The sequence below is a fragment of the Micromonospora sp. NPDC048986 genome (assembly GCF_040649335.1).
Taxonomy (GTDB): Bacteria; Actinomycetota; Actinomycetes; order Mycobacteriales; family Micromonosporaceae; genus Micromonospora; species Micromonospora alfalfae.
This window is the reverse complement of the sequence record NZ_JBEZFJ010000005.1, coordinates 135,676-161,311: the sequence shown is the minus strand read 5'-3', so window position 1 is coordinate 161,311 and position 25,636 is coordinate 135,676. Positions and strand designations below refer to the sequence as shown.

The 25,636-nt window shown below is 72.7% G+C and carries 19 protein-coding genes; 8 read left to right on the top strand and 11 right to left on the bottom strand.

Translation table 11 applies throughout. The annotated features are described in order from the left end of the window. Window positions 1-19: 19 nt before the first annotated feature. Window positions 20-2,104: a hypothetical protein gene (locus AB0B94_RS13055; RefSeq protein ID WP_357275687.1), complete on the top strand. Its 2,085-nt coding sequence runs from the start codon at window positions 20-22 to the stop codon at window positions 2,102-2,104. Here AB0B94_RS13055 and AB0B94_RS13050 read toward each other — a convergent pair. The 3 genes from AB0B94_RS13050 to AB0B94_RS13040 form a co-directional block, all read right to left on the bottom strand. Next, window positions 2,101-4,077 (bottom strand): caspase family protein, encoded by a 1,977-nt coding sequence (locus AB0B94_RS13050; RefSeq protein WP_357275680.1) that lies wholly within the window; start codon window positions 4,075-4,077, stop codon window positions 2,101-2,103. The two genes, AB0B94_RS13055 and AB0B94_RS13050, sit on opposite strands and share 4 nt — an antisense overlap. Beyond that, window positions 4,074-5,216, bottom strand: coding sequence for a hypothetical protein (locus AB0B94_RS13045; RefSeq protein WP_357275671.1), 1,143 nt, complete (start codon window positions 5,214-5,216; stop codon window positions 4,074-4,076). Before AB0B94_RS13045 ends, AB0B94_RS13050 begins: the two co-directional genes overlap by 4 nt. 167 nt (window positions 5,217-5,383) lie before the next feature. Continuing rightward, window positions 5,384-6,919, bottom strand: coding sequence for a vWA domain-containing protein (locus tag AB0B94_RS13040; protein ID WP_357275664.1), 1,536 nt, complete (start codon window positions 6,917-6,919; stop codon window positions 5,384-5,386). Between the two features lie 121 nt (window positions 6,920-7,040). Between AB0B94_RS13040 and grpE the strand changes: the two genes are divergently transcribed. Genes grpE through AB0B94_RS13005 form a run of 7 tightly spaced genes read left to right on the top strand, consistent with a single transcriptional unit; the run spans window position 7,041 to window position 17,674 of the window. Further along, window positions 7,041-7,880 carry a nucleotide exchange factor GrpE gene (gene grpE, locus AB0B94_RS13035; protein ID WP_357275657.1) on the top strand — a complete coding sequence of 280 codons (840 nt, stop codon included), beginning with the start codon at window positions 7,041-7,043 and terminating at the stop codon, window positions 7,878-7,880. A 29-nt stretch (window positions 7,881-7,909) separates the two neighbouring features. Next, on the top strand, window positions 7,910-9,580 hold the full coding sequence (locus tag AB0B94_RS13030) for an Hsp70 family protein (RefSeq protein ID WP_357275641.1): 1,671 nt from the start codon (window positions 7,910-7,912) through the stop codon (window positions 9,578-9,580). Between the two features lie 5 nt (window positions 9,581-9,585). Beyond that, on the top strand, window positions 9,586-12,246 hold the full coding sequence (locus AB0B94_RS13025) for a hypothetical protein (RefSeq protein ID WP_357275627.1): 2,661 nt from the start codon (window positions 9,586-9,588) through the stop codon (window positions 12,244-12,246). A gap of 1 nt (window position 12,247) precedes the next feature. Beyond that, a complete protein-coding gene (locus tag AB0B94_RS13020; protein ID WP_357275621.1) occupies window positions 12,248-13,441 on the top strand; it encodes a hypothetical protein in 1,194 nt (397 codons plus the stop codon). Continuing rightward, window positions 13,438-15,840 (top strand): GTPase-associated protein 1-related protein, encoded by a 2,403-nt coding sequence (locus tag AB0B94_RS13015; protein WP_357275615.1) that lies wholly within the window; start codon window positions 13,438-13,440, stop codon window positions 15,838-15,840. The genes AB0B94_RS13020 and AB0B94_RS13015 overlap by 4 nt, the downstream gene beginning before the upstream one ends. A gap of 3 nt (window positions 15,841-15,843) precedes the next feature. Next, complete coding sequence (locus tag AB0B94_RS13010; RefSeq protein WP_357275610.1) at window positions 15,844-17,403, top strand: hypothetical protein; 1,560 nt, start codon at window positions 15,844-15,846, stop codon at window positions 17,401-17,403. Then, window positions 17,396-17,674, top strand: a complete 279-nt coding sequence (locus AB0B94_RS13005) for a hypothetical protein (protein ID WP_357275603.1) — start codon at window positions 17,396-17,398, stop codon at window positions 17,672-17,674. The genes AB0B94_RS13010 and AB0B94_RS13005 overlap by 8 nt, the downstream gene beginning before the upstream one ends. A 2-nt stretch (window positions 17,675-17,676) precedes the next feature. Here the strand turns inward: AB0B94_RS13005 and AB0B94_RS13000 are convergent, their stop codons facing one another. From AB0B94_RS13000 to AB0B94_RS12965, 8 genes are all read right to left on the bottom strand, one after another. Further along, a complete protein-coding gene (locus AB0B94_RS13000) occupies window positions 17,677-19,554 on the bottom strand; it encodes an AAA family ATPase (protein WP_357275600.1) in 1,878 nt (625 codons plus the stop codon). After that, on the bottom strand, window positions 19,551-20,774 hold the full coding sequence (locus AB0B94_RS12995) for a hypothetical protein (RefSeq protein ID WP_357275591.1): 1,224 nt from the start codon (window positions 20,772-20,774) through the stop codon (window positions 19,551-19,553). Before AB0B94_RS12995 ends, AB0B94_RS13000 begins: the two co-directional genes overlap by 4 nt. After that, window positions 20,774-21,430: a 4Fe-4S single cluster domain-containing protein gene (locus AB0B94_RS12990; protein WP_357275586.1), complete on the bottom strand. Its 657-nt coding sequence runs from the start codon at window positions 21,428-21,430 to the stop codon at window positions 20,774-20,776. The genes AB0B94_RS12995 and AB0B94_RS12990 overlap by 1 nt, the downstream gene beginning before the upstream one ends. Further along, window positions 21,427-22,473, bottom strand: coding sequence for a hypothetical protein (locus AB0B94_RS12985; protein WP_357275579.1), 1,047 nt, complete (start codon window positions 22,471-22,473; stop codon window positions 21,427-21,429). The genes AB0B94_RS12990 and AB0B94_RS12985 overlap by 4 nt, the downstream gene beginning before the upstream one ends. Then, entirely contained in the window at window positions 22,470-23,249 is a 780-nt protein-coding gene (locus tag AB0B94_RS12980) for a protein phosphatase 2C domain-containing protein (protein WP_357275574.1), read from the bottom strand. Before AB0B94_RS12980 ends, AB0B94_RS12985 begins: the two co-directional genes overlap by 4 nt. Then, window positions 23,246-24,001 carry a hypothetical protein gene (locus AB0B94_RS12975; protein ID WP_357275567.1) on the bottom strand — a complete coding sequence of 252 codons (756 nt, stop codon included), beginning with the start codon at window positions 23,999-24,001 and terminating at the stop codon, window positions 23,246-23,248. The genes AB0B94_RS12980 and AB0B94_RS12975 overlap by 4 nt, the downstream gene beginning before the upstream one ends. Then, entirely contained in the window at window positions 23,998-24,255 is a 258-nt protein-coding gene (locus AB0B94_RS12970) for a hypothetical protein (RefSeq protein WP_357275562.1), read from the bottom strand. The genes AB0B94_RS12975 and AB0B94_RS12970 overlap by 4 nt, the downstream gene beginning before the upstream one ends. Window positions 24,256-24,319: 64 nt before the next feature. After that, window positions 24,320-25,258, bottom strand: coding sequence for a hypothetical protein (locus tag AB0B94_RS12965; RefSeq protein WP_357275559.1), 939 nt, complete (start codon window positions 25,256-25,258; stop codon window positions 24,320-24,322). Window positions 25,259-25,636 lie beyond the last annotated feature (378 nt).

Below are 25,636 nucleotides of genomic sequence, written 5' to 3'. Positions count from 1 at the left end.
GTGAGGACGAGAGGGGCCGATGGTGAACGAGGAGAAGGAAGAACGGCTGCGGGCTCAACTGGCCCGGCTGAACGGGCCCGCCCGCGTCCGCCCCCTGATGGAACTCTCCCAGATCCTGAGCGACCGCTACTGGCGCATCGGCCCCGGCCAGGCGGCCGGGCGGCCGGCGCTCGACGACGCGATCGACTGCCTGGGGCAGGCGCACGATACGTTCGGTCCGGGTGACCCGCTGCGCGCGCAGATCGCCGCCCAGCTGGGCTGGCTGCTGAGCACACGGCACGTCGCCCACGGCGGCCCGAACGAGGACCGGGACCGGGCGATCGAGCTGCTGGAGGAGGCGGTTGCCGCCGTCGGGCTACCACCCGCCATCGCGGCCATCGCTCGCTTCACCCTCGGTCAGCTCTACGTGGTCGGAGTCGTGCGCCGCCTCGGCAACGAGGACCTGGCGGGGCGGCTCAGCGGCGTCCCGGCCAACCCCGCCACGCTGGCCGAGGTTGAGCGAGCGGTGGAGTGCTTTCGCCAGGTGACCGCCGACGATCATCTGGGCGCCGAGGTAGCCGAGGCCACGAAAGCCATGCTGGAGATGGCCGAGGCGGTGCGGGACTTCTTCCGGGCGCCTAGATCCGGCACCATGCCGTTCGATCTCGCGCCCATGATGCGGATGATGACCACCCTTCAGGAGATGCAGAAACGGATGGGGAGTGCCACCGTCACCGGAGTCCCGATGCCCTCGCTGTTCGACCTGTCCGCCCAGGCGACCGCTGACCCGTTGGACCGCCCCGTCGCCGTCGTGACCGTGCCGGACCGCACCGAGGAGGCATCCCTACCCACTCCCCGGCCGCCGGTGACACCGCCCGACCCGGTGACGCTGCGCCACGCCCTCAGCGAGCGGCTCGGCGGCGCTGAACCCGATGCCGCCCTCGCGGCTCTGCTGCGCCCCGGCGCTCCGACGCCGCCGGCCGATCTGGTGGACGACCTGGTGGGGTTGGCCAGCTCGGTCGCCCACGCGGCGGGCGGCGCGGCCACCCCCGTGGACCGGATCACCCTGGCGGTGGCGCTGTACCTGCGCGGCAGGGCCGACACCGGCGGCGGCTGGGGCGACACCGACGACGACGTCCGGTCCGCCGCCGCGCACCTGCTGGCGGTCACCGACACCCTTCCCGGCGAACCGGCCGGCGTCGTCCCGCTCGCCCTGACCCTGGCCGGGTTGCTCGACGAGCGCCACCCCGCCGGACATCTGGGCGAGACCCTGCGAGCGAGCTTCGCCCCGGTGGCCGCGGCGCTGCACGACGTCCGGGTCGCGGCGCTGGCCTGGCCGCTTGCCGACGGGATGTTGCTGCTGCACACCGAGAGCGGCCGGTTCGACCACGTCCCTCCCGGTCACGCCCTACCCAACCGGGTCGCCGTCGTCGGCGGCGGCCGCATGCCGGACGACGACCAGGCGGTGGTCTCCACAGTCACCTCGGCCCGGCAGGCGGGCGAGCTGGCCCGCCGGGTGCCGATGCGGGTCACCGAGGCGCCGGTGCTTGTCAGCGACCCGCGCGGTGACCGCGGCCCGGCCGAGGTGGAGCGGTATCGGCGGCTCTACCCCCGGTCGGTCGTCCTCGGCCGGGTCGGCTCGGGCGCCGACGGCGCCGGCACGCCCGACGAGGTCCTCGCTCACCTCGACGCGTCGATGCTGCATTTCGACTGCGGTGTCGACAGCGACGGCGCGCTCGCCCTCGCCGGGCCAGCCGCGCTGACACCGGACGCCATCACCGCGCGGGCGGGCCACGCCGAGAGGGAGGGCGGGTTGGCCGTCCTGCCACCCGTCGACGCGACAACGGCACCGCTCGCCGAAGCGTTGCTCACCGCCGGGTTCACCGCCGTGGTCGACTGGGTCCGGCCGTTGCCCCGCCCGGTCTCCACACTGATGCTGAACATTTTGCACACCGAACTGGTCCGCGGTGGGCTGCGCCCCGCAGCGGCCGTGCGGGCGGTCGGCCGACGGCTTCAGGCTCCGGAACGGATCGCCCCCACACTGCTGCCGGCGACCCTCGCGGGGCGCACCGTGGACCTCACCGAGCCGGCGTACCGGACCGCGATGGTTCTGCGGGGACTCTAGACCGACCGTTCAGCTCCGGGCACCTCCACCTCGAGAGGAACTGTGACAGTCGTCCAGTCGTAAGCGCCGTCCTCGGCGGAGGCCACTAGGTCGCGGTGCTGCACCGCGCGCCCGATCCGGTCGAGGAACCCCAACACTGCCAGCGGCCCCCGGTCGACACCGCGCGGCGCACCGAGTGCCGGCAGCTCGAACGGTGCCGGGCCGAACTGTTCCTCGGCCACCACCAGCTTGAGCCAGTCCCGCACCCGGGCGCCCGGCTCGGGTGCCTCCCCCGCCGGTAGGGCCGCCACGACCCGACGTCCCCGCAGGGCCGCCGCCCGCCCGTGCGGGGCGACGAAGTTCCCTGGAAAAAGCTCGGCGTGTACCCGGAACCGTTCGGTCAGATCCAGCAGGACACAGAACAGCTTCCGGTCACTGTGGTTGTGCAGGCGGACGAAGACGGTCTGCGGCGTCCAGCCGCCCGGCCCACGCTGGTAGCGGAGCCGTACCACACCGTCGGCGTCGGCGGCGATGGGCGGCCGGTCGAACGGCGCGATGTGTTCGCCCGGTAGCGCCGCGACCATCTCCACCGTCACCGCGCCGGCCAGGCCGGTCACCGGATTGTTCAGCTCGCGGATCTGCCGCCATCGGGCGATGTGCTCCAGGGTGTGGACGGTCTGCCGCGCCCCGTCCGAGCCGACGTCGGTCAGCTCCCCCGTGAGCGGGGCGCCGGACCGGTCCACCACGACGGCCACTCCGCGCCGCGGAGCCCGCACCACCATTTCCGGCACGGTGTCGACGTCCAACCGGTCGACTGGACGCAGGTGCGGTGAAGGCCCACCTCCAGGGCCGGCGCAGCGCAGCGCCGCGCGGACCGCCGCGACGGTGGGCCCGTCCTGGCCGGGCCCACCCACCAGGACGGTGGTGACCGGCAGCGGCACCTGGCTGAGCACCATCCGGTACTGCCGGTCCCGGTCGGGCTGCCAGCCGATCGGCTCGACCAGGCTCCGTTCGGCAAGCACCTGGACCACGCGGACCTCCCGCACCGGGACGTCACCCACCACGGCCAGCCGGATCTCGTCGGTGGTGCCGGCACCGACCAGCCCGTGACAACTGCCCGCGTCGACCTCCCAGCCCTGGCGGACGTAGCGCAGCAGCAGGCCGGAGGCGGGTGGTGCCAACCGACCGCCGAGGAAGGGCCGGTCGGCGATGCCCCGGTGTGCCGGCAACAGTTGCGGCACCTGCCGGTAGACGGTCTGCTCCACCTCCGTCTGCGCGGCGACCAGCAGATCCCGGTAGGTTGCCGCCGGACCCAACCGGCCGAGGGCGTTGAGCAGAGCCCAGCTGAACAAACCCCGCCGCCGGCCGCCCAGGCTCATCTCCCCAGCCAGCTCGTCCGAGCGGCAGGCGGCCAGCGTGATGTGCTCCTGATCGGGCGTCCGCCCGGGCACCGCGACCGCCAGTTCCGGCAGCAGCAACTCCCGGTCCGGCGCGGTAGCCATCGGCACCACCGTCCGGGCGTGGGCGCCCGGCAGCTCCCTGGTGCCACCCGCCGAGTGGCAGCAGTCGAGGACCACCGCCACGTGCCCGGCCCGCCCGGCGACCTCGTCGAGCAGCACCGACAGTTCCTTGTCCAGCAGGTCGGGCACCTCGCCGTCTCTGCTGTCCGCGCAGACGAGGGTCTGGAGCATGAGCGTCGACTCCTCGAACCACCACGCCGGGGCGGGCGCCTCGGAACCGTGACCGCTGAACCAGAACAGGACGGAATCCGCCGGGCCGGCCAGGCCCAGGTGGGACCGGAACGCCTCGATCACCGCCGCCCGAGTCGCCTGGCCGTCGTACAGCGACAGGGGTTCGAGGCTGACGCCGGGCGCCAGCCGGGTTTCCAGGAAGGCCCGCGCCTCCATCACGTCGGTACGGCAGCCGCGCAGGTCGGGCACCGTCGAAGCACGGTACGAGTTGATGCCGACCAGCAGGGCGTAGAGCGTGCTCACGCTGACTCCTCGGGCCCGAGGTGCAGCCAGCAGTGCTCAACGAACCCCTTCGCCGGCAACTCGACGGTGACCGGGGCGAAGTCCGCCGGCAGCGGGGGTTCGGTGGCGTGCCGGATGACGTCCTCAAACAGCACGTCGGGAACGCCGAGGACGAAGTCGACTGCCGGATGGGCTGTCAAGGCGTCGCGCAGGGGTGAGCTGTCGAGGATCCGGTGCACGGCGATCGCCGCCACCCCGACCCACCCGTTCGAGGCGGGCTTCACCAGACCCCGGTGCAGTGCCACCCGTAACCGCAGCCGCTCCGCCGCCGACCGGCCGGCGTTGAGCGCGCGCAACCGTTGGCCCAGGCCAGCGACCAGGCGAGGAATCACCACCGATTCGTCGATCCCTGCCGGCAGCACGGTGAACTGGCCGTCGCCCTGCGGCTGGGGCCGGACGGCCGACTCCGGTACGCCGGCGCCCTGCCGGACCTCGGCCAGCAGCTCGACCAGATCGCGCTGAACCTGCTCGTGACCGGCGGTGCTGCGCCGGCTGTAGCCGGTGACGTCAACGGCCACGCAGAGCCGGACCGCCGCACCCTCGGCCGCCCCGCCGGTCTCGAACGCCTCGTCGAACGTCACCGACTCGCGCAGCCCCGCGCTGTACGGATCGCGCCCACCCGTCACCCGCACCCGCACGTCGAGTGACCCGGCGACCCGGGTCACGCCGTACGGCAGCTCCAGCAGCGCGTGCATGCCATGTACGCGGGGCACCAGCAGGTCCCCTCGGGGGTCCTCGTACACCCAGCCGAAGTCGTGGCGGTGGATGCCGAAGACATGGGCGCGCGGCGAACCGGCCCGGGTCGCCAGTCGGGCCAACCAGCCCGGTCGGGCCCGGGCCGCCGCCACCGCGTGCACCGCCGTCGTCGAGGCCGGTTCGGCGAGCGCCGCCGGCCAGCTCAACCCGAGCGTGCCACCGTCGCCGTCAAGCCGTACCGCGAGGGCCGCCGGATCGGTCAGGTTCACCTCGAACCGGGCGGCCGAGTACCGCCGCCGCCGCGGCAGAGCGTCGAGGTCGAAAGCGAACAGCGCCCCCACGTACCGCCGCCCGGTGGCCTCGGCACGGCGACGCAGGTGCGCGGGCAGGTCCTCGCCGGGCACGGGGTACAGCAGCGGTCGCCCGCACCGTACGCGGATCGGCTCGGTCGACCCGTCGTCCCCGGGGTGGCGGCCGTCGGTCGACACCAGCTCGCCGAGGGCGAGGAGGTCGTTGTCGCCAAGCGGAACCGCAGCACTCGGGCCTGAGGCGGTAGCTGCCGGGCCGCCGATCACCGCGACGGACCGATCAGTCCGCTTCTCGCGGCGGCGGTGGCCGCCGCTGTCGCGGTGCGCCAGGTGAAGTCGACTCCGCCCAGTTCGACCGTCTCCTCCGGGCCACAGGTGCCGACCTCCCGGGCGGCGGCCGAGCCATCCCGGGAGTAGCCGATCATCAACCGGACCTCGGATGCGCCGACGGAAGGCCGACGTGCTGTCACCTCGCCGTACCCGGGCAGCCCGGTCGAGTCCGCGGTGATGGCGGTCCGGCGGCCGCTGAGCACCAGGTCACGTTCACCGCCCGAGGCGTCGTGGAAGCGCAACGTGCCGGTGAGGGCCGGCTGCCGTCGCCGCCCGCGGCCCCACCAGCCGGCAATTGCCAACGCCGTCAACAGCACCGCACCCAGGGACCACCACCAGATGCTGCCGCGTTGGGCCGAGAGGGTGCCGCGGGTGGAGCCGCCGTCCAGCCGCGGGGCGAAGCTGACGCCTAGCTCATCGTTGAGAACCTTGGCCCACGCGGAGTCGACCTCGCCGTCAAGCGTCAACGCCCCGTCGGCAGTGACCCGGGCCAGCGGCGCCACCCGCCGAGGGCCGGCGTCCCAGTCGACAGTCACCGCAACGATCGCGGTGCCGCCGGCCGGCAGCTCCACCGGCCCGCTCGGCACTGACAACCGCACGTCGGGCCGGTCACTACGAACAACGAGGTTGTCGACGACCAGCGGAATTTTTGTGGTGGTCGACCGGAGCCGGACCTCCAGCCGGGTCCGGCCGGCCCCCAGGCGGGCCGCGCCGGCCGGCCAGACGACCTGCACCCCGTGGGTCACGTCGGCGCCGAGGACGCTGCGGGCCTTCGCCGCACGGGCCGACGCCTTCGGCTGTTCGAGTTGGCTGCCCAGCCGGTCGATCGACGTGGGAGCGAGCAGCTTGGCGCCGGGATAGACCCGGGCGAGCAGCGGCGCACCCGTCGAGCCGGTCAGCGGCACGGCGTACGCCGTCAGGGAGGTCTTCTTCAGCGACCGGCCGGAGCGGACGAGTTCGTTCCAGGCGTAGCCCTGCTCGAACGGGTACGCGCTGCCCACAGGCGGGTCGTGCCGCCCGTCGGTGAGGAGGACGACGGTGGCGATCGGCGGCATGCCCTTGCGGGCCAACAGCCGGAGACTGGTCTCGATGGCCGCGCCGATGTCCGTGTACCGCCCGTCCGCGGTCCTGGGCAGCTTCGCCACCAGTTGGTCGGGGGCACGCCCGACCGGCCCGTCGTACACCACCCGCGCCGAATCGGCGAAGGTGACCAGCGCAACCCGGTCGTCCGGCGCGAGCGCGGCCAGGAAGGATCGCAGCGACCGCCGCACCTGCTCGTACCGGCCGCCGTCGCGCATCGACCGGGACACGTCGACCATCACCACGTAGTCGGCCGCGACCTGGTTGACGCCGAGCGCCGCGTACACCTCGTCGCTGTTCGGCGCCGCCACCGCCGGCGCGACGGGTAGGCAGACCGTCGCCACCGCCGTCAGTGCCGCCGCGGCGGCTGCCACCGTACGCCGAATCATGTTGATCGCCCTCCGCCCCCGCTGTCTGTCGTCTGTCCCTGACGGACGGCCGGGCTGTCCGTCAGGGACAGACGACCAGACGCCCACCGTGGCGGTGGACGGACCAGGGGAGGGAGCACCGGTGCACGAGCAAGCGCACGGTCCCGCGGAGCAGGCCAGCGTCGTCGCGACCGGGCCGGTGGCCGAGCCGCCGCCGGAGCTGACGGCCGAGCGGCCGGAGCCGGCCGCCGAGGCTCTCGCGGAGCCGACGAGCGAGGTCCTTGCCGAACCGTCGAGCGGGGTCTCCGCCCAGTCGTCGGGCGAGGTTCACACCGAGCCAGCGAGCGAGGTATCCGCCGAGCCGACGAGTGACGCGCCGCACCGGCTGGACAGCCTGACCGAACGGCTGGGAACCGAGTTGGCCGGGCTGGCGGACCGGCTCACCGGCGAGCTGGTCGGGCTGCGGGCCGAGATCGCCCGCACGCAGGACCGCGCAGCGGCCCGCGAGCAGGTCATCGACCGGCTCCACGAGGAGAACCAGCGGCTGCGGGCCGGTGAGAGACGGCACCTGCTCCGCCCGCTCCTGACCGACCTCCAGAAGCTGCGTCACGACCTGCTGCGCACCGCCGCCGGGCTGCCCCCGACGTTCGACGCCACGGCCGCCGCGCAGATGCTGCACAGCTACGCCGCGAACCTCGAACTGACGTTGGAGCGGGGCGGCATCGGCGTGCTGACGCCGGCTGTCGGCGCCACCTTCGACCCGTCGACGCAGCGGGCCACCGCGACCGACCCCGCGAGCGACCCCGCTCAGGACGGCACCGTCGCCGCCGTGGTTCTGGACGGCTACCACGACGTCGAGACGGGCCGCACGGCCGTGCCCGCCGCGGTCCGCGTGCACCGCTGGATCCCCGACCCGGAGCCCTCGGCGGGCGAGCCCAGTCCGGAGTCGACGAGCGACAACCAACACGCGCCCACACCGTGACAGCCGATCCATCGGCGGACAGGAGCAGGATGTCGGACGAGAACCTGACGTTCTTCGGAATCGACCTGGGGACCACCTACTCGGTCGTGTCGTACATCGACGACACCGGGCGGCCCGCGGTCGTCCGCAACGTCATCACCAACAACGAGACCACCCCCTCGGTTGTTTACTTCGAGCAGGACACCGGTGAGGTGGTGGTCGGCGAGGCCGCCAAGAACGTGTCCCGGCTCTACCCGACCCGGGTGGTCGATCGGGTCAAGCGGAGCATGGGCAAGGAGGCGCAGTGGGAGTTCGACGGGACGACGTACACTCCTGAGTCGATCTCCGCGCTGATCCTCAAGCAGTTGGCGCAGGACGCCGAGTACTACACCAGCCGCCCGGTCAGCAAGGTCGTGATCACCGTTCCCGCGTACTTCGGTCTGTTGGAGCGCGACGCCACCCGCAATGCCGGACGGATCGCCGGCCTGGACGTCGTCGAGGTGGTGCCGGAGCCGGTCGCCGCCGCCCTGCAGTACGACCCCGGCAAGGACACCACCCGGACGGTGCTCGTCTACGACCTCGGTGGCGGCACCTTCGACACCACCGTCATCCGCATCGGCGCGGACGTGGTCGAGGTGCTCTGCACCGGCGGCGACCAGAAGCTCGGCGGCGCCGACTGGGACGACCGCCTGGTGCGGTACCTGGTGGACGAGTTCGTCGCCCGCGCGCAGCCGGCCGAGGACCCGGCGCTCGACGAGGAGTTCATGCAGGACCTCGCGCTGACCGCCGAGGAGGTCAAGCGGCAGCTGTCGACGGTGACGTCGCGCAAGGTGCCGATGCGCTACGCGGGCGCGTCCGCCTCGGTGGAGGTCAGCCGGGAGACGTTCGAGGAGATCACCGGCGACCTGCTCAACCGGACGATGGAGTACACCGAGCGGACACTGCGGGCACTCGGCGAGAAGCTCGGGGTCGACGACCCGGCCGCCGCCATCGACGAGGTGCTGCTCGTCGGCGGGTCCAGCAAGATGCCCGCCGTGGAGCGGCAGCTGACCGAGAAGTGGGGATGGACGCCACGTCTGCACGACCCGGACCTCGCGGTGGCGAAGGGCGCGGCCCGTTACGCGCTCAGCCGCGCGGTGTGGGCATGGGACGACGAGGGTGCCGCACCCACCGACGACGAGAAGCGTTCGCGGGTCCAGGCGCTGGCGCTGGCGACCGGGGTCGACGAGGAGGCGCTGACCGCCAGCGCCAACAAGCGGATCATCACGGTGCTGCCGAAGTCGTTCGGGGTCAGGCTCCAGGACACCAGCGCGAGCGACTGGGCATCCCAGCCGGACAGGTACTACATCGAGCACCTGGTGCACGCGAACGAGTCGTTACCCATCGAGCAGCGGGAGCTGAGCGCCCGCACGGTGGTCGAGGGCCAGACCGCGATCGAGATCGAGCTCTACGAGCAGGCCGGCGCCGAGGAGAGCCCCGAGCTGTCCGCGAACAAGCCGGTCGACAAGGGCAAGGGCCAGATCAGCGGGTTGCCCCCGCTGCCCCGGCACTCGCCGATCAGCATCAAGATGGATGTCAGCGACGGCGGCAAGCTGGAGCTGCACGCGGTCGAGCTGAGCCACGGCAAGGAGCTTCTGATCGAGGTGCAGGTCAGCCTGCTCAGCGAGGAGGAAGTGCAGGAGGCTCGGGACGTCGTCGCGGGGATCACGGTGCGGGGCTGACCACCATGGCGTTCGACCAGCGTGCCTACCTACGCGAGGTGATCGGTCCACTGCGGGATCGGCCGAGCGGCCTGTCGCCCACCGATCTCGCCCGCCACTACGCGGTGACGGCGGAGATGTCCGCGGCCGAGCTGCGCGAGCAGCTGACGGCGGTCCGGCGGCTGTGGAACCAGCGCTCCAGCGGCGTCGACTCCGCCGCCCGGGTCTGCGCCCAGCTGTTCAGCCGGGACGAACAGCTGCGCGCCGTACACGGAGCGGCCATGTTCGAGCCGTCCTGGTGGCGGGAACGGATCGAGGAACACGGTCGCGGGGCGCGGGCGGAGTCCGAGCGGTTCGCCCGGGATCTGGCCCAGTCGTACGGCGCCCTCGGCCGGATCACCCAGGCGCAGCTCAAGGAGATCGCCGGGCACTGGCCGGGCCTGGACGCCGACCAGATCGACCAGGCGGTCCGGCGCGCCGGCCTGGCCGTGGTCGACCCGGTGGAGCTGCCGACCGAGTCGGGGATGGCGCGCACCGCCTACCGATCGCTGCTGCGGCTACAGGACCTGCTCGGCGCGCCCACAGTGCTCCAGGTGCTGCATCCCGACGGTGCGCCGTTCCGACTGCTCGGCGCGGAGGCGGTGCCGCTCGACGTCGCCACAGTGCGAGCCCGGACGGAAGAGGCGAACCGGCTCGCCGACGGGGTCGCGGTGCGCAACCGCAAGGAGGCGCTCGGGCTCCTGGAGCGGGCCGCCGCCGACGGCGTGGACCTCCGTCTGGTGGCCCTGTTCCAGGTGGTCGACTGGCTCCGGTCGGGGCGGGCCAAAGGGCTCGCCGACGGGATGCTGGTGCGGATCGCCACCGACGCCGGGCTGGAGCAATCCGATGCTCGGTCGGTGGTGGCCAACCTGCCGCTCGACACCGGCCAGGACGCCGGTCCGGCAGACCGGATCCGCGACCTGGTCGCCGACGGGCAGCTGCTCGCGGCGCGGCAGGCCGTCGCGGTGCTGCCCGTGGACGACCCGCACCGGGATGAGCTGCGCGGCCAGGTCGACGCCCTGCTGGGCGAGGTGGAATCGCTGCGGCATGCCGCCGACGAGGCCGCCCACTCGGAGCGCGAGGAAGAGGCGGCCCGGCTGCTCCGGTCGGCGTTACGGATCGCCGGGGACGACGACGACCTCGTTCATCGGCTCGCCGTGCTCGCGCCGCCACCTCCACGTGGCCTGGCGGCGCGGGCGACGGAGACCGGCGTTCGGCTGACCTGGACGGCCCCGCCGGGCCAGTTTGCCGAGGTGCGCTACCGGGTCGTCCGTTCCGACCGGCCACCCCACTCGGCCACTGACGGCGAGACGGTCAGCGAGGGCCCGCTGGCCGAGACAACGGACCCGGCAGCGCCGCCCGCCCGGTCCCTGCACTACGGCGTTTTCGCCGGCCTCGGCGGGGACTGGTCGCGTCCCGCCACGGTGGTGACGCGCATCGTCCCGCCCGTCACCGCCGTGCGGGTGTCGGTCCGCCCCGGCGAGTTGGCCTGCTCCTGGCGAGCGCACCCGGCCGCGGAGGGCGTCCGGGTGCGTCGCACCCTCGGTCGGCCGCCAGCCTCGGCGGCAGACGGGGAGCCGGTGCCCGCGAGCCGCGCCGGGTTGTCGGACGACACCGGGGACGGCGTCACCGACCGGTACTACGGCATCGTCCCGGTCTACCGCGACGAGAGCGGCACCGAGGTGGAAGGACCGTTGGTGGTGGCGCGCGCCGTCCTGCGGGACGCGGCGCCCTCGCACGTGGAGCGGTTACGCGCCCACGTCACGGCCCTCGACGCCCGGACCGCGACGGCGCACATCGCCTGGCTCACGCCGGTCGACGGAACCGTGTCGATCCGTCGGTCGGAGCTACGCCCGACCTGGGCGGCGGGCGCCCGGATCCGTCGCGAGGAGATGGAGGGGTACGGCGAGGCGCTGGTCAGCGACCGGATCGTGCAGGAGGCGGAGACCCTGCTGGAAGTTACAGTGCCGAGTGGACGCTTCGTGTACGTCCCGTTCACCGTGGACCCGGCAACGGACACCGCCGTGGTGGGTGAGCCTCTCGCGCTCGGGGTGACCGAGCCGGTCCAGCAGCTCATCGCCCGCCGCACGGGTGACGAGGTGAACGTGGCGTGGGTATGGCCGCCCTCGATCAACCTGGTCGAGGTCACGTTCACTCCGCCGCACGGCCCGCCGACGGTGCGGCGACTGACCCGGGGTCAGATCACCGAGTCGGGGTGTCGCCTGCGGGTGGGTCCCGCCGGTGGCCGGGTCTCGGTCCGGACGGTGGAGCGCGGCTCCGGCGGCGAGGCGTACTCCGCCGCCGAGTCGGTGCCGGTGGCCGGGGTGCCCGTCGCGTTCGGCTACCGAATCCGGCGCGACGGCGGCCTGTTCAGCCGCAAGCGACTGCTCAGCGTCGACGTCGACCAGCCGTGCGAGGGGGTGGAACTGCTCCTGGTGGCCGCGTCCGGAGTGGCGATGCCGGCCCGGCCGGAGCGGGGCACTGTGGTGAGCCGGGTGACCGGGCTCTCGCTGCACCCGGACACGCCGTGGCAGTTGCCCTTCACGCTGCCCACCGGGCTGGCCAAGCCGTACTGGCTGCGCTGCTTCGTCATCCGACCGCCGGACGTGCGAGTCACCGATCCCATCGACGAAATGAAGGTGTCCTGAGATGACGACCCTCTCCTGCCCGTACTGCTACGGGAAGATCGACCCTCGTGGGCCGTGGTTCCGGTGCACCGGGCGGCGGTCGCCGGGCAAGGAGCCCTGCAAGCCGCAGTGGGACGAGGCGCGCGAGCAGGAGCTCCGCATCAAGGAGCTGGTGCTGCCGTCGTTCGCCGGGCCTCGACGCGCCCTGCGCCCGGTGCTCGCCGCCCCCTGCCCGCACTGCGGCAGCGAGTCCGCGGTCAAGGTCTGCCCGCACTGCCACAGCCGACTACCGGCGGCGTTCGGCGAGGGGCGTAGCCCGCTGATCGCCATGGCCGGTGCCCGCCACACCGGCAAGAGCGTCTACCTCAAGGTGTTGTCGCATCAGCTCCGCCGGGGCATGGGGCAACGGTTCGGTGCCGACGTGCGGCTCGCCGGCGACGGTCAGTTTCGGCCCGAGACAGGCGGCGGCACGGACTTTCTCGACCCGGCCGGCGAGCTGTTCCCGGACGGCGGGCTTTACCAGAGGACGATGCAGGCCTCGGGCGGGCGGCGTGAACCGATCGTGTTCGCCTGGCGCCAGACCCGGCGGGTGAAGGGCTATCAGACGACTTTCCTGTCGTTCTTCGACACCGCCGGCGAAGACCTGCTCGACCAGGAGACCGTCGACAATCTCGGTTACCTCGGCGCGGCTGACGCGCTCATCCTGATCCTCGATCCGTTCGCGATCCGTCAGGCGCGGGACCGGATCCACCTTCCCGACTCCGCAATCGACACGAGTGCCAACCCCATCGACGTGGTCAACCGGGTGACCGAGAACCTGCGGATCAGCCACCGCCTGGGTGACCGCAAGAACATCCCGATCCCGGTGGCGGTGGTGTTCGCGAAGATCGACGCGTTCTTCGACGTGCTCGGCGCCGACCATCCGCTGGTGCGCCGCCCCGAGCCCGGGCCCTACTACGACGAGCAGGCCGGGCGGGAGACCCACGAGCACGTCCGGGCACTGCTGTACGACTGGGACGCCGACGACATCGACAGCCACCTCATGCACAACTATCGAAAATTCCGCTACTTCGCCGTCTCCTCCCTGGGCACCGAGCCCGACTATGACGCGAACAGGGTCGACGCCCGAGGGGTCCAACCGTTCCGGGTGGACGAGCCGTTGCTCTGGCTGCTCAGCGAGTTCAACGTGGTGCCGCGCCGCCAGGCGGCCCGATGAACGGTCGCTTCGAGACGTTGGTCTACACCGACTGCCGGCCGGGGCAGGGGCTCAACGGCAGCGCGGGCCTGCAGTTCCAGGCCCGGTCGGCGGAGTCCGCCACGGCGGCGGAGACACTCGTCCGGGACAACCTGCTCTATGAGCCGCCGTCGCGGTGGATGGCCGACCGACGGCCGGTCGAGCAGTACCCGCCCTCGTTCGGGCACATCAGCTCGAATGGCATCCTGGCCACGGCGGCCGGGCTCTACCTCGGCCGGGAGGCCAACGGCACCCGGGAGGGCAACCAGCTGACCCACGCCATAGTCACCACCGATCCGGCCAGTTACGCCGACCTGCGTCCGGCGCAGTTGTTCCAGGCCGGGTTCTGGTCGAGCGCGCCGGCACCGACCACCCAGTCGGACCCGGTGCGCATCGGCGACGGTGTGGGGAGTGACCACTCCCCCACCCAGGCACAGGCCTTCGTCCTCGACCAGCCACACGGACGGGAGACGTTGCTGGCGCTGGTCTCCGCGCTCGCCGACGCCGGTCGTCCTGGGCGTTCGCGGGTGCTCTTCGTCGGTGACGACATCGCCTCGATCGTGGGATGGCTCGTCGCCGGCACCCTCCTGCTGCCCCGTGAGCGGGCGTTGGAGCTGGGCTTCAAAATCTTCTCGACCGACCCGGCACGCTCGGCCCTGCCGGTCGTCGCGGTCCGGCCGGAGTTCGCGGGCCCGGCCGGCCGGATCGACAACCCGCTCGGCTACGCCGTGTTCGATCTGCACCAGCATCAGCACACGCCGATCGAACCGACCGCGTCGGTCCGCCGGTGGGTCGATCTCTTCCTGACCGAAGATCCCCGGGACGTGGTGGACGCCCTGGGTGTCGCGGCGGCGTCCGGGCTGACCGGCGACGACGGCGACGAGGAGGCGTCCGCCGCGCTCGGGCTGGCCGCCATCCTGCACCGCCTTCCCGAGCCCCGGCACGCCGAGGCCATCGTGGGGTGGTTGCGCACCGGGCCGGAGGGGTTACGCCACGCGTACGGCCCCGACGTGGCGGACCTCTTCGCCGAGACACCCGAGCGCTGGCCACAGCGGGTGCTGGTGCTGCTCGACGAGGTCGGCTGTGACGGCCTGGTGCCCGGCCGGGCGGCCGATGTCCGACTCGCCCTGATCATCAGTGAGCTGACGGAGGCCCGCGAACGCGGCGCGGTGACCGACCGTCGGCTGCCCCCGTTGCCGGCCGGCGAGTGGCACCCCGACCACAGCGACCAGGCACGGCAGCTCCTCACCGAAGCCCTCACCTCCGGCGTCCCGCCGCGGCGGTTCGAGGCGCTGCTGCGGGTGGCGACCCGGTTCGAGGTGGACGTGCGGTGGTCCGACATCGCCGAGGCGGCCGATGACTTCGTCAGGTACTGGGCGGACCACCCCCGGGATGTGCGGCCCCGCGGGCTCGCCTGCCGCGACCTGTTGGCGGACCGGCTCCAGACGGTGCTGGAGGATCGCGCTCGGCTCGGTCCGAAAAGCCGGGCGGAGGTCGGCGACGGTTGGTGGCGGTCGCTGCTGCCCCGGCTGGAGACGCTGGACTTTCCGTTGGCGGAGGCGGTGCTCGGCGCGGCGGTGCGGCACGGCGACGAGCGGGACGCCGTGGTCAAGCGGTACCTGACCGGGTCCCGGAACGATCCCGCTGACTTCTCCCGAATGGTGGGGGCGCTGTGGAGCCAGTCCCCACCGACGACAGCGGAGCTGGAACTGCTGCTCGACCTCGCGCCGAGGGGCGCTCGCCTGCCCGACCGGGTCTTCTCGAAGGTCACCGAAGGGGTGAGCCGCGCGGCGGTGGCGGACCTGGGTCTTTTCGACCTCTGTCACCGGCTCGTCGTCTCCGGCCTGATGACACCGAGCGCCCGGGTCGCCGCCGCGCTGGCGGAGGACGAGGAGCTGACCGGCGCCCTCACCGAACTGCGGCGACGCCCCGACGACGGTCGCAGTCCGGCTCTGCTGCGCCGGCTGCGCGACTGCCCGGCACGGCTGATCGAGATGCGGCAGGCCGAGGTGGTCACGGCGATGAGCGGGGTGGTGGCCTTCCTCAGCCTCGACGGTCTCCTCAACCGGCATCCGGGCCTGACAGCCCCCTTCGTCGACCGGCTCGTCGAGGCGTTGACGACGGAGGACGGTGAGGCGCCCGCGGTGCTCGCCTTCTACCTGGCCGCCGGATCGGGTGCGCCCGCCGCACAGCAGGTCGCGCGCCTCGAACAGGCGCTCGGACGGTGGCTGACCCGGTCCTCGGGTGGGCAGCTCGCACGGGCCGGTCGTCACTTCGCCCCACTCAGCAGCGCCTGGCGCGAGAGTTGGCAACGGTACGTCGACAACTACAGCAGTCGCCGCCGCATGTACCGTCTCTCCCACCCCTTCCGGGACCGGTGAGCCGTGCGACTCCTCGGGCGTCTCCTGCATTTCGCGCTCTGCTTCAGCCTGCTGTTCAGCGTCGCCCTGCCGTTGGCCAACCTCGCCGCGCTCGGTGGCCTGGCCGCAGGGGCCGTCGTGGTCCTCGGGGTCGCCGGTGTCGTCCTGCTCGGACGCGCATCCTGGGTTCGGGTACGCACACCCGACGACGTGCACGGCGGCACGCTGGCGGGGCGGGTGGCACCGGCATTCGTCCGACGGGACCGGGCCTGGCCGCAGTACTTCGCCGCTCAGGTGCTGCTCGACGCCCGGGCGTTGGTGGAACGCGTGCGGCTGATCACCCGTGCGTTCTGGGTACGGCCCTACCGGTGGGCCCGCACCCACCGATTGAAGTGGTGGTGGCCCTTCTACGCGCCGGTCGTTGCCGCCCAGGCCGGCGTGACGGTGGGCGTGGTGGCCGCGGTGCTGGGCGCCGGGCTGGTGACCGCCGGCGTCTCGGCGGCCGCCTGGCTGGTCGGCGTGCCGGTGGTCTTGCTGCTGCGCGGTCTGGACGCGGGCTGGCAGACGGTGTTCGGCGCGCGGGCGAGCTGCCAACACTGCCATCAGCTCGCGGCGGTCCCGGCGTACCGCTGCCATGGGCCGCACCCACCTGGCGACCGGCTGACCGGCGCGGACCTGCACCGGGATCTGCGTCCCGGGCGGCTGGGCGTGCTCTGGCGGCGCTGCTGCTGCGGCGCCCTGCTGCCCACCACCGTGCTGCGCGCCGCGTTCAGCAGCCGGCTCGATGCCTGCTGCCCCAGCTGCACCGGCGCGCTGCTGCCGGGCGCCGGGGTGGTCACCGACGTACGGATGCCGGTGTTCGGGGCCGCCTCGGCGGGCAAGACCCAGCTGATCATGTCGGCCCTGGCGGGCCTGGAGCAGGTCGCGAAGCGGGTCAACGTCGCGGTGGCCCTGCCGGACGAGCACAGCCGGCAACAACACGAGGTGTACGCGAGGCTGATGCGCGAGGGGGCGTCGCCGGCCAAGACCGAGGCGGCCGGCCCGCCGGTGGCCGTCACCCTCCGGTTGGCCAGAGGGCCGCGGGTGGCGCTGGTACACCTCTTCGACGCGGCCGGCGAGAACCTGGTCGACCGCGAGCAGAACGCCAGGCTCACCTACCTCGACCACGCGCGTTCCCTGATCTACGTACTCGACCCGTTCTCGGTCCGTCGGGTGCGCGACGAGTTCGCGGCCGGCGCGCCCGAGGTCTTCGCGGCCGCGAACCCGGCGACCTACGACCCGGAGGACGCCTACAACGCGACAGCGCAGCGGTTGCAGGAGTTCGGCGTCCCCACCGGCCGTCGGCGGCTCGCCTTCGTGGTGTCCAAGGCGGACCTGCTTGAGAAGATGTCCGCCGGTCCCGACGATCCCGGCGAGGTACGGACCTGGTTGCGGGAGAACGGGCTGAACAACCTCGTGCTGGCGGTCGAACGGGACTTCCGGGAGGTGCGCTACTTCCTGGTGGACGGGCGCGACGCCGGCCCGGACGGCGGGTTCGGGCCGGCGAACTGGATTCTCACCAGAGAGTGGAGTGGTCTTGGCTGAGCAGGGGCAGGCAGGGATGCCGCCCGGTCACCGGGCGGCACGGCTGGTGCTTTTCGGCGCGCTGTTGGCCGCGTGCGCCGGCGGCGGCGCGTCGCCCGCCGCGGACGGGTTCACCAGGGGCGCCTGGGAGCAGGCCGGGCAGGTCGTCGGGTATTTCCTGGCGCCGCTGCGGGAGCAGGCCACACCGCCGCCCCCGCCCACACCGTCGCCCACCCCGGCCAAGCCGAAACCCAAGCCCAAGCCCAAGCCGACCAAGAGCCAGGACGGCTGAACTCACCCGGCGCGGATCACCGTGCCGTGCGGTTGCACCGACAGCCGCAGGGCGGCCTGCCCGGGACTGGCGAAGACGTGCTCGACCAGGGGCTCTCGAACCAGGCGGTCCAGCACGTCACGGATGCTGCGTACCCCCAGCCGCAGCGCCTCCGGCCGGCGCATCACCTCCTGCACCCGCGCAACGACGCTCTGCTCGTCCAGGGTCAGTCGGACCCCTTGCCGGTGGGCGCTGGCGACCAGTTGGGCGAGCAGCTTACCGACGATCTGATCGACGAACTCCGGCCGCAGGATGTCGAAGACGGTGATGCCTCCGCCGAGGCGGCCGAGCAACTCCGGCCGGCCCAGGGTGGTGGTGAAGTGGTTACGTACGGCGCGTTCGAAGTGGGCGCTGACCTTCTCGTAGTCGGGCAGTTCACCGCCGTCGAGCCAGTCGTACGTCTCGGCGGCGCCCAGATTCGAGGTGAAGATGATGACGGTCTCGGAGAAGTAGGCCGTGTTGCCGAGCGCGTCGGTGAGCCGACCGTCGTCGAGGACCTGGAGGAACTTGTCGAACACCGACGCGTGCGCCTTCTCGATCTCGTCGAAGAGCAGCACGCTGAACGGGCGCTGATTCACCCGGTTGGTCAGTTCACCACCGCGTTCGTGGCCGACGTAGCCAGGTGGCGCGCCGGTGAGCCGCTCCGCGGAGTGCGCCTCGGCGAAAGTGGACATGTCGAAACGGGCCAGCGCGGTCTCGTCGTCGAAGACGAACTCGCTGAGCGTCCGGGCCAGCTCCGTCTTGCCCACCCCGGTCGGCCCGACGAAGAAGAAGATGCCCTTGGGTCGGGATTCGGCGTTGTGCGGGTCGGCGACGAAGTCGATGCCGACGGTGGCCGAGGTCAGCGCCCGGCGGACCCGGTCGACAGCGACGGGCTGGCCGATGACCCGTTCAGCGGCCATCGGGCCGAACCGGGCGAGCCGGTCGCGGACCCGGCGCCACGGGTCCTGGCGCGGGCCGAACAGGGTGCGCTTCATCAGCGTCCGAGGTTCGTCGAGCGGGATCTCCTGCAGGTTGCTCATCCGCCACAGCCCGTCCAGCTCGCTGATCGCCATACCTTCGCTCAGGTTGGCCAGCACCCGCAGGTCCTCCGGGGCCTTCCGGGCGGTGGCCGCCTGGTGGAAATGGCGGGCCTGCTGGTGCAGGTAGACGTGCCGCTCGTCGAAGGTCGGCAGGGCCGCCTCGACCACCTGCACGTACGGGCGGTCCCGGTAGAGCCAGGCCGGCAGGGCGGTGAGGTCGTCGGCGACCAGCACGAGCAGGTTGCGCAGCTTGCCGGTCTGGGCGGCCTCGGTCATCGCCTTGGCCGTTGTGCCAAGCAGCCGTCGCTCGGCGTCGCCGCCCCGCTCGGGCGGGGAGAGCATCAGGTCGGCCTGGTCGATGAGGAACGCCGAGGAGGTGCCGGCCTGCCGCAGCACCCGCCGGATCGCCGCCAGCGAGTCGTACGGGTTGGTCAGAGCAGGCGCGGGCGCGTCCCGCAGCGCTGTGGAGAACCGGCTCCGTGCCGTCCCGGTCCGGTCGGTGCCGGCGGGCGGCTCGGCCGCGCCCGGCCGGGTGACGTCCGGCCCGGTCAGCAGTCGGTGGAACTCCCGCTGGTCGTCCACGTTGGTGAAGCTGAGCCCGTCGATCGGGTCGAAGTAGCCGGTCAGCTGGTAGCCGAAGATCGATAGTAGGCCGGAGACGGCGGTGCGCAGCGGGTGGAACGAGCGGTCCCAGCGGACCAGGTCGCGCACGTTGCCGTGGATCACGATGTGCCGACCCCGGGCGATTTCGGCGGTGACCCGTTCCAGCCAGGCCGCCGCCGGTGGTGCGGTGGGCCGGCCCGGCGCCGGGCCGGTCACGAGCGACTCCGGTCGTCGCGTGCCGGCCGGCGCAGCGCCTCCACAGCCGGTGGCCGGGGCTGGCCGGATTTGCCCTCCCAGTGCAGGCCGTCGGTCTCCACTCCCTGGTCGGCGAGCTCGGCGTGGAAGCGTTCGAGCAGTTCCTCGGTCAGGTCACAGCGGGAGATCGCCCCGTCGACCGCGTTCTCCACGACGATGTCCGAGCCGGCGGTACGGTACTCCAACCGGTTGCCGTCGGCGTCGCCCGCGTGGACGGTCATCTCCACGGGTGAGCCGTCGGCGCGTTCGGCGACGAAGACCACGGCGTCGGGGCGCTCCGCCAGACTCTCCGGCACGACCCGCAGACCGGCTGCCGGCAGCGCGGCGCTGGCCGCCTCCACGATCAGGGCCATCCGGTCGAGCTGGTCGAGTCGGTTGTCGGTCGCCGCGGTCACCGCCTCGACCCGATCGCGCAGGCCGGCGACGCGCCGCTCCCACCGGTCGACGTTGCCGCTGGCCGCCTCCTGACGCAGCGCGGTCAGCTCGGCGCGCAGCGCGGATTCCTCGCTTACCGCGAGGCCCGCCGCCGCCGCGTCGGCCAGCACGTCGACCAACTGGGCGGAGAGCTCGTCGGTCTGCGTGGCGAGGCGCAGCAGCTGCGCCTGCCGGTCGCGGACCGTCTCCAGGTGTGCGCCGACCGCCTCGCCGAGCCGCTCGTGCAGGTCGGCGAAGCCTCGCGGGTCCCCCGCGCGCCGTGTGGTCTCGTCCACCAGCGCCGCGATGCTCCGGTGACCCACCGGGTCGAACTGTGCCGCGTCGGTCAGCCCGCGCAGCGGCGCGACGGTCAGTTCGACAGCCCGGCCCTGCTCCTGGCGGGTCAGCTCCCGGGACACCGCGACGGTGAGTTCGTCGACGCGTCGTTCGGCGCCGCGCAGCTCCCGGCCGATCCGGCTCAGCCCGGCCTCGTCGGCAGGGCGGCGCAGGCCGGCGACCTGGTCGGCCGCCGCAGTCACCTGGGCATGCTGGGGCAGCCCACGCGACGTGTCCACCAGCTCGCCCAGTCGTGCGGTCAGCGCGTCACGACGTACGTCGGCGGCCCGGATGCCGGCGGCGAGACGTCGCTGGCGGTGCTCCTCCCGCCGCCGGCGGCGCTCTTCCTCCCGCCGCCGCCGGGCGGCCGCCAACTGTTCACGGCGGGCATTGTCGAACGCGACGGTCGTGTATTTCGGACTGCCGGACATCATCGGTCTCCCTCGTCGGCGGGTCTGGTGGGCGTGCACGGCGCGATCTCGACGCCCTGAGCTCGCATGGCGGTCTCGAACCCGGCCCGGAAGTCGGGCACCGGAGGGACCCCGACCCACTGGACGCCGCCCTCCGCCAGTTGCAGCTCGATGCCGGCGGACGTGTCCTGCGCCGACGGCGCGTGCCGGTCGGTGAGCAAGTGCAGCCGCTGGTTCGCCGAGCCGCGCCAGAGCAGGTCGGCGTGCCGGGCGGCCACGTACGGGCCGTCGACCAGGATGTCGAGCTGGCCCAGGAGCCGGAGCTGATCGGCGTCGTGCCGCCGACGCAGGTGTTCGATGGTCCACCCGGTGAACGACATCACCGACCAGTCGCGGTCGGCGCGGATCCGCTCGACGAGAGCGCTGAGCCCGGCCGCCTGGGCCATCGGCTCGCCGCCGGAGAAGGTCACCCCGGTGATGTCGGACGGCAGATCGCCGAGCCACCCGGCCAGGTCGTCGACGGTGCGCGTGACCCCTCCGGCGAAGGGTAGGTCCTCCGGCGCGACGCAGCCGGGACAGCGCAACGGACATCCCCGTACCCAGATCACCGCGCGTAGACCGGGTCCGAGCACGGCGGTCCGGTCGGCGACCCGGCTGATCTCGATGGTGGTGGTCATCGTCCGTTCCCGGGAAACGGGTCGGGTGCGCCAGCGGCCATCATCCGGCACCAGGGACAGTCGCGGTGCTCGCGCGCGAACACGTGGGTCGGCCTGGTGGAACAGCCGACGAGCTGATTCCGCTGGTACGCCAGCACGGCGGCCCAGGACTGCGGTCCGGGCCGTGCGGCCGGCTCGTCGTACCCAATGTCGAGCGCCTCGCTGAGCCGGCGGAGCAGCACGGACGGCAGCGCCTGCGGCGGCACCGCGGTGACCGGTGACCGGACGTCCGCCCCGAGCAGCCGGCAACAGCGCAGCCGGACGTTGTCGACCTCCTCGACCGGGCCGGTCGCCTCGGGCCGCACGCCGCCGTAGGGGTGGAAGCCGATGCAGACCAGTTGGGCGGTCAGCACGGCCAGCGCCCAGTTGTCACTGGCCGCCTCCCGCCGCTGGCCCGAACGTCCGAGGTCCTCGGGCGCGGTGTACTCGGGGCGCGAGAACGGGCACGGCAGGTCCTGCCCGGTCGTCCGGTCGTGCAACTGCCAACCGTCGACGTCGATGAGGCAGACGCCCCCGCCGGCGGAGACGAATATGTTGGCGGGCGCCAGGTCGCCGATCAGGTGCCCACGCGCGTGCACGGAATGGACGAGCCGGGCGAGCTCCTCCGCCAGGGTCAACCACCAGGCCCAGGTGGCGCCGGGCAGCATCCGGGCCCGGACGGCGGGGTTGAAGAGCAGCGGCAGCGGCGCGAACCGGGGCGGCGCGAGCAGCGGGGAGGCGTAGCCGAGGAGCCGCCCGTCGGCACGCCGGTGCACAGCGGCGGTCGGCCAGGCCACCATGGGCCACCCCGACCGGACGGTCCAGCCGGTCGGTTCGGCGAGCATGACCCGGGTACGGGCGGCCAACTCCTCCGGGTCCGCGCGGTGCAAGACCTTCACCACGGTGTCCGGCCGCTGCCGCAGCCGAAAGACCTGCCCCTGCGACCCGACCGAGCCAACCGGAGTGTCGAGGGTGTCGGCAGTCCGCTGGCCCTGCGGGCCGGTCAGCCAGACGTCGAGGCTCATCGGGGCACCGCCAGCAGGAGGGTTCGGTCGTCGTCGGTGAGGGTGCCGACCCGCCGACCGTTGAGCAGCCGGACGAGCGACGACGGGTCGGTCTCGGCGCCCTCGACGAGCGTGAACAGCTGCGCGAAGACCGCCGCGCCCGGTTGGCGCGGTCGGCTGCCGTCGTACTCGACGAGGAGGCTGTCGAGACCGTCGGTGCAGACGGCGAGCCCGGTGAGATCGGGCAGTCGGGCGACGAGCCGACGAGCCTGCTTCCCGGCGCGGGCGTTGGGCAGGAGCGTCGTCGCGCCGGGGTGCCGGTCGGCGCCGCCGGGTGGGGCGAGCAGCAGGTCGAGGTTGCCGTCGGCGGCCCGGACCACCACGAGGCCGTCGCCCACGGCGAGTACGGCCACCCACGGCGGGCGGGCGACCACGACGGTCACGGTGGTGCCCAGGTCGTCCGGCTCGAACTCGCCGACGGCTCTGGCCAGGGCTCGCGCCGCCCGGCGGAACCGGCGGAACAGCCGCGCACCCGCCAGGTCGAGCCACCCGGACCAGCCGGCGGCGGAGGTCGGCGGCCTCTCGCCGAGGAGCGGGACGAGCACCTGCACGGCCAGGGTGACGACCAGGGACGCGCCGGTTGCGGCGCAGCGGCGGCTGCCCGCACCGTCGGCCGTCACCAACAGCAGGCTGCCGTCGACCTCGTGGACCGCGTACGCGTCCTGACCGCTGATCCCAGCCCGGGCGTGCGCTCCGCCTGTCGCGCTGCCGCCCAGCACCGACCACCGCGCCGTCATCGGAGGTCGTCTCCGTACACCTGGTTGCGCACCCGCTCGAAGTCGACGTGGTCGGAGGTGGCCACCAGGATCAGGTCGAGCAGTTTGCGCAGGTCGAGGTCATCGAGCGGGAAGTAGCCGCTCGGGGTGGCGAGAGCCCGCATCACCTCGTCGTCGACCCCGGGCACGCCGAACGCGAACAGCTGCAACCGCCGCGTCGAGCGCCACTGCTCCAACCTTCGGGCGAGAGGCCGCCAGTCGTCGGTGGGGTTGCCCTCCTCGTCGGTGGGCGCGCCGTCGCTGACCAGGATCAGCCGGGGCCCGCCGGTCTGTTGGGCGTGCACCGTCTGAACGTGCTGGCGGCGCTGCTCGACGAGGGTGAGGGCCAGGTCCACCGCCGCCACCATCGGCGAGGCGCCTCCCGCGACCAGGGTCGGCAGCTCCAGCCGCGACGCCGGTACGAAGGCGCCGTCGTCCTCGGCCGACGGTGTCCCGTTGCCGGAGACCACACCGACCCCACCCGCGCCGAAGGTGATCACCAGGAACTCGACGTCGCGGAGTGGTCCGCGGCCTTCCGCACGCACGCTCGGCAGCCAACGGGCCAGCTCCCGGTTGAGCGCGTCGATAGCGCGTACGCCATTGCTCTGGGTGGCCGCCATCGACCAGGAGGTGTCGATCAGGAGCGCCACGAAGCGACGTCGGTGGGTGTCGGTGATGAAGGGGACCTCGTCCGGTCCGTCGGTGTCCTCTTCGAACAGCGCGAACGGGTTCATCTTTCCACCACCGCCTCTGCCAGCCAGCGCCCGCCCGGGTCGGGTCGCCGGCGGACGCGGGCACCGACCGCCGGTGGTGGCCCGTCGCCGACCCACCAGGCCGCGACGATGACCCCGCCGGTCTCGACGAGCCCCCGCGGCTGCAACGTCGCGTGCACAGTGCCCAGCTCCGGATCGGGTCGCGGCGGCGAACGCCGGATGAGGTGTCGGCCGCGGAACCTGCCGGCCCGGAGCCGGGCGGAGAAACTCGCCACGTTCTGATCTGACGGACCGGGGTGGAGACGGGCCGCTGCGGCGCACGGTACGCGGCCGAACGGCTCAGGTGCGCGGGCCACCGGCGAAGGTCCACGCGATCCCGTACGCGTAGCCCTGCTGCAACCCGTCGAAGGCCGACGTCACCTCGCCGACGGCGTCGGGTCGCAGCCGGTCCGGGCCCGGCGTCCGTTCGTCCACCGCGCGGGGCGGGACGCCATTGAGGCGCCAGGCCGTCACCGGCCCACCGTCCGTCCGGAACCGCAGCCGGACGGTGCAGTGCGCGCACGGCACCAGCGGTTGGAAGACGTAGTGCTCCCGCATCGGTTGGCCTTCGGGAAGCCGGTAGTGCAGGCAGATGTCGTGCCGCTCGCCCGGTTCCAGCGTCCTGGGCAGGGTGAGGGTGAGCCGGACGTACTGGCCCGAGTTGTGCCGAGTCAGCTCGCGGATGCGTGCGCCGAACAGCACGTCCGCGTGCACGCCGTGGTCGCGATCATCGTCGTCGGGCTGGCGTGGCAGGCTGAACTGCACGGTCAGCTCGTCGATCGGGCGGATGGCCACGACGCTGCGCGTCTCGTAGAGCTCCGGTGTCGACGTGTCGAGCCGCAGCAACGCGTTGATCGCACGCAGGTGCCAGCCGGGGCCGGTGTCGGTCGACCCGGTGGGGATGTTCGGTGCGGCGGCGCGGACCAGCCGGGCGACTGCCTCGTCGATCCGGCGACGGGCCGTGCGCTGCTGGACCGACAGCTCACGGGCGAGTTGGTCGGTGCGGCGGTCCAGCCGGAGATAGGCGTGGGCGGGATCGAGGCCGTACCCGAGGACGACGGCCCGGCGCAGGTCACCGGGCAGGTCGGCGGAGAGGGCGAGCAGGGTGGCGCGCACCTTCGCCCGTACCGCTGCTTCCGAGTCGACCGGCGAGACGTCGCAGAGTTCGGCCAGCCGCGGCCCCAGCCGTCGGTGCAGCGGGCTGCTGTGCAGGCCCGGACCCCGGCGGAGGTCCAGCAACTCCTGTCGGAGCCCGTCGGCGGCATGGGTGTCGTTCCCGGAACGCAGGGCCCTCTCCTCTTCTCTGGGCGGTCCGTCAGGACCGTGCGGAGGCTACCGGTACTTCAGCGGTCCCGTGGTCCTGTAGAGCCGCGCACGACCATTATCTGGCCATGAGAAGGGCCACCTTCTGGCCAGTGTCGATGCCTCCTGCGCACGAGGATGGACGCGTCCCGTCGCCGTCTCAGAGAAACAAGGGATCGATTCCCGCCATGCGGGTGAACACAATGGATGGTCATAGCACATTTCGATCCAGGTGCCGAGCCGCCGATCGGCCGGGTTGCGAACGGGCGTCGGTCGCCCTGACGGACGTGCCCGGGTCGACGGGAGGGCAGACGC

Excerpts from the sequence above, each read along its gene's own strand:
- AB0B94_RS13020 (WP_357275621.1), top strand. The coding sequence starts at position 12,248 with ATGACGACCCTCTCCTGCCCGTACTGCTACGGGAAGATCGACCCTCGT.
- AB0B94_RS13015 (WP_357275615.1), top strand. The coding sequence starts at position 13,438 with ATGAACGGTCGCTTCGAGACGTTGGTCTACACCGACTGCCGGCCGGGG.
- AB0B94_RS13025 (WP_357275627.1), top strand. The coding sequence starts at position 9,586 with ATGGCGTTCGACCAGCGTGCCTACCTACGCGAGGTGATCGGTCCACTG.
- AB0B94_RS13030 (WP_357275641.1), top strand. The coding sequence starts at position 7,910 with ATGTCGGACGAGAACCTGACGTTCTTCGGAATCGACCTGGGGACCACC.
- AB0B94_RS12980 (WP_357275574.1), bottom strand. The coding sequence starts at position 23,249 with ATGACGGCGCGGTGGTCGGTGCTGGGCGGCAGCGCGACAGGCGGAGCG.
- AB0B94_RS13040 (WP_357275664.1), bottom strand. The coding sequence starts at position 6,919 with ATGATTCGGCGTACGGTGGCAGCCGCCGCGGCGGCACTGACGGCGGTG.
- AB0B94_RS12975 (WP_357275567.1), bottom strand. The coding sequence starts at position 24,001 with ATGAACCCGTTCGCGCTGTTCGAAGAGGACACCGACGGACCGGACGAG.
- AB0B94_RS12985 (WP_357275579.1), bottom strand. The coding sequence starts at position 22,473 with ATGAGCCTCGACGTCTGGCTGACCGGCCCGCAGGGCCAGCGGACTGCC.
- AB0B94_RS12990 (WP_357275586.1), bottom strand. The coding sequence starts at position 21,430 with ATGACCACCACCATCGAGATCAGCCGGGTCGCCGACCGGACCGCCGTG.
- AB0B94_RS12995 (WP_357275591.1), bottom strand. The coding sequence starts at position 20,774 with ATGTCCGGCAGTCCGAAATACACGACCGTCGCGTTCGACAATGCCCGC.
- AB0B94_RS13055 (WP_357275687.1), top strand. The coding sequence starts at position 20 with ATGGTGAACGAGGAGAAGGAAGAACGGCTGCGGGCTCAACTGGCCCGG.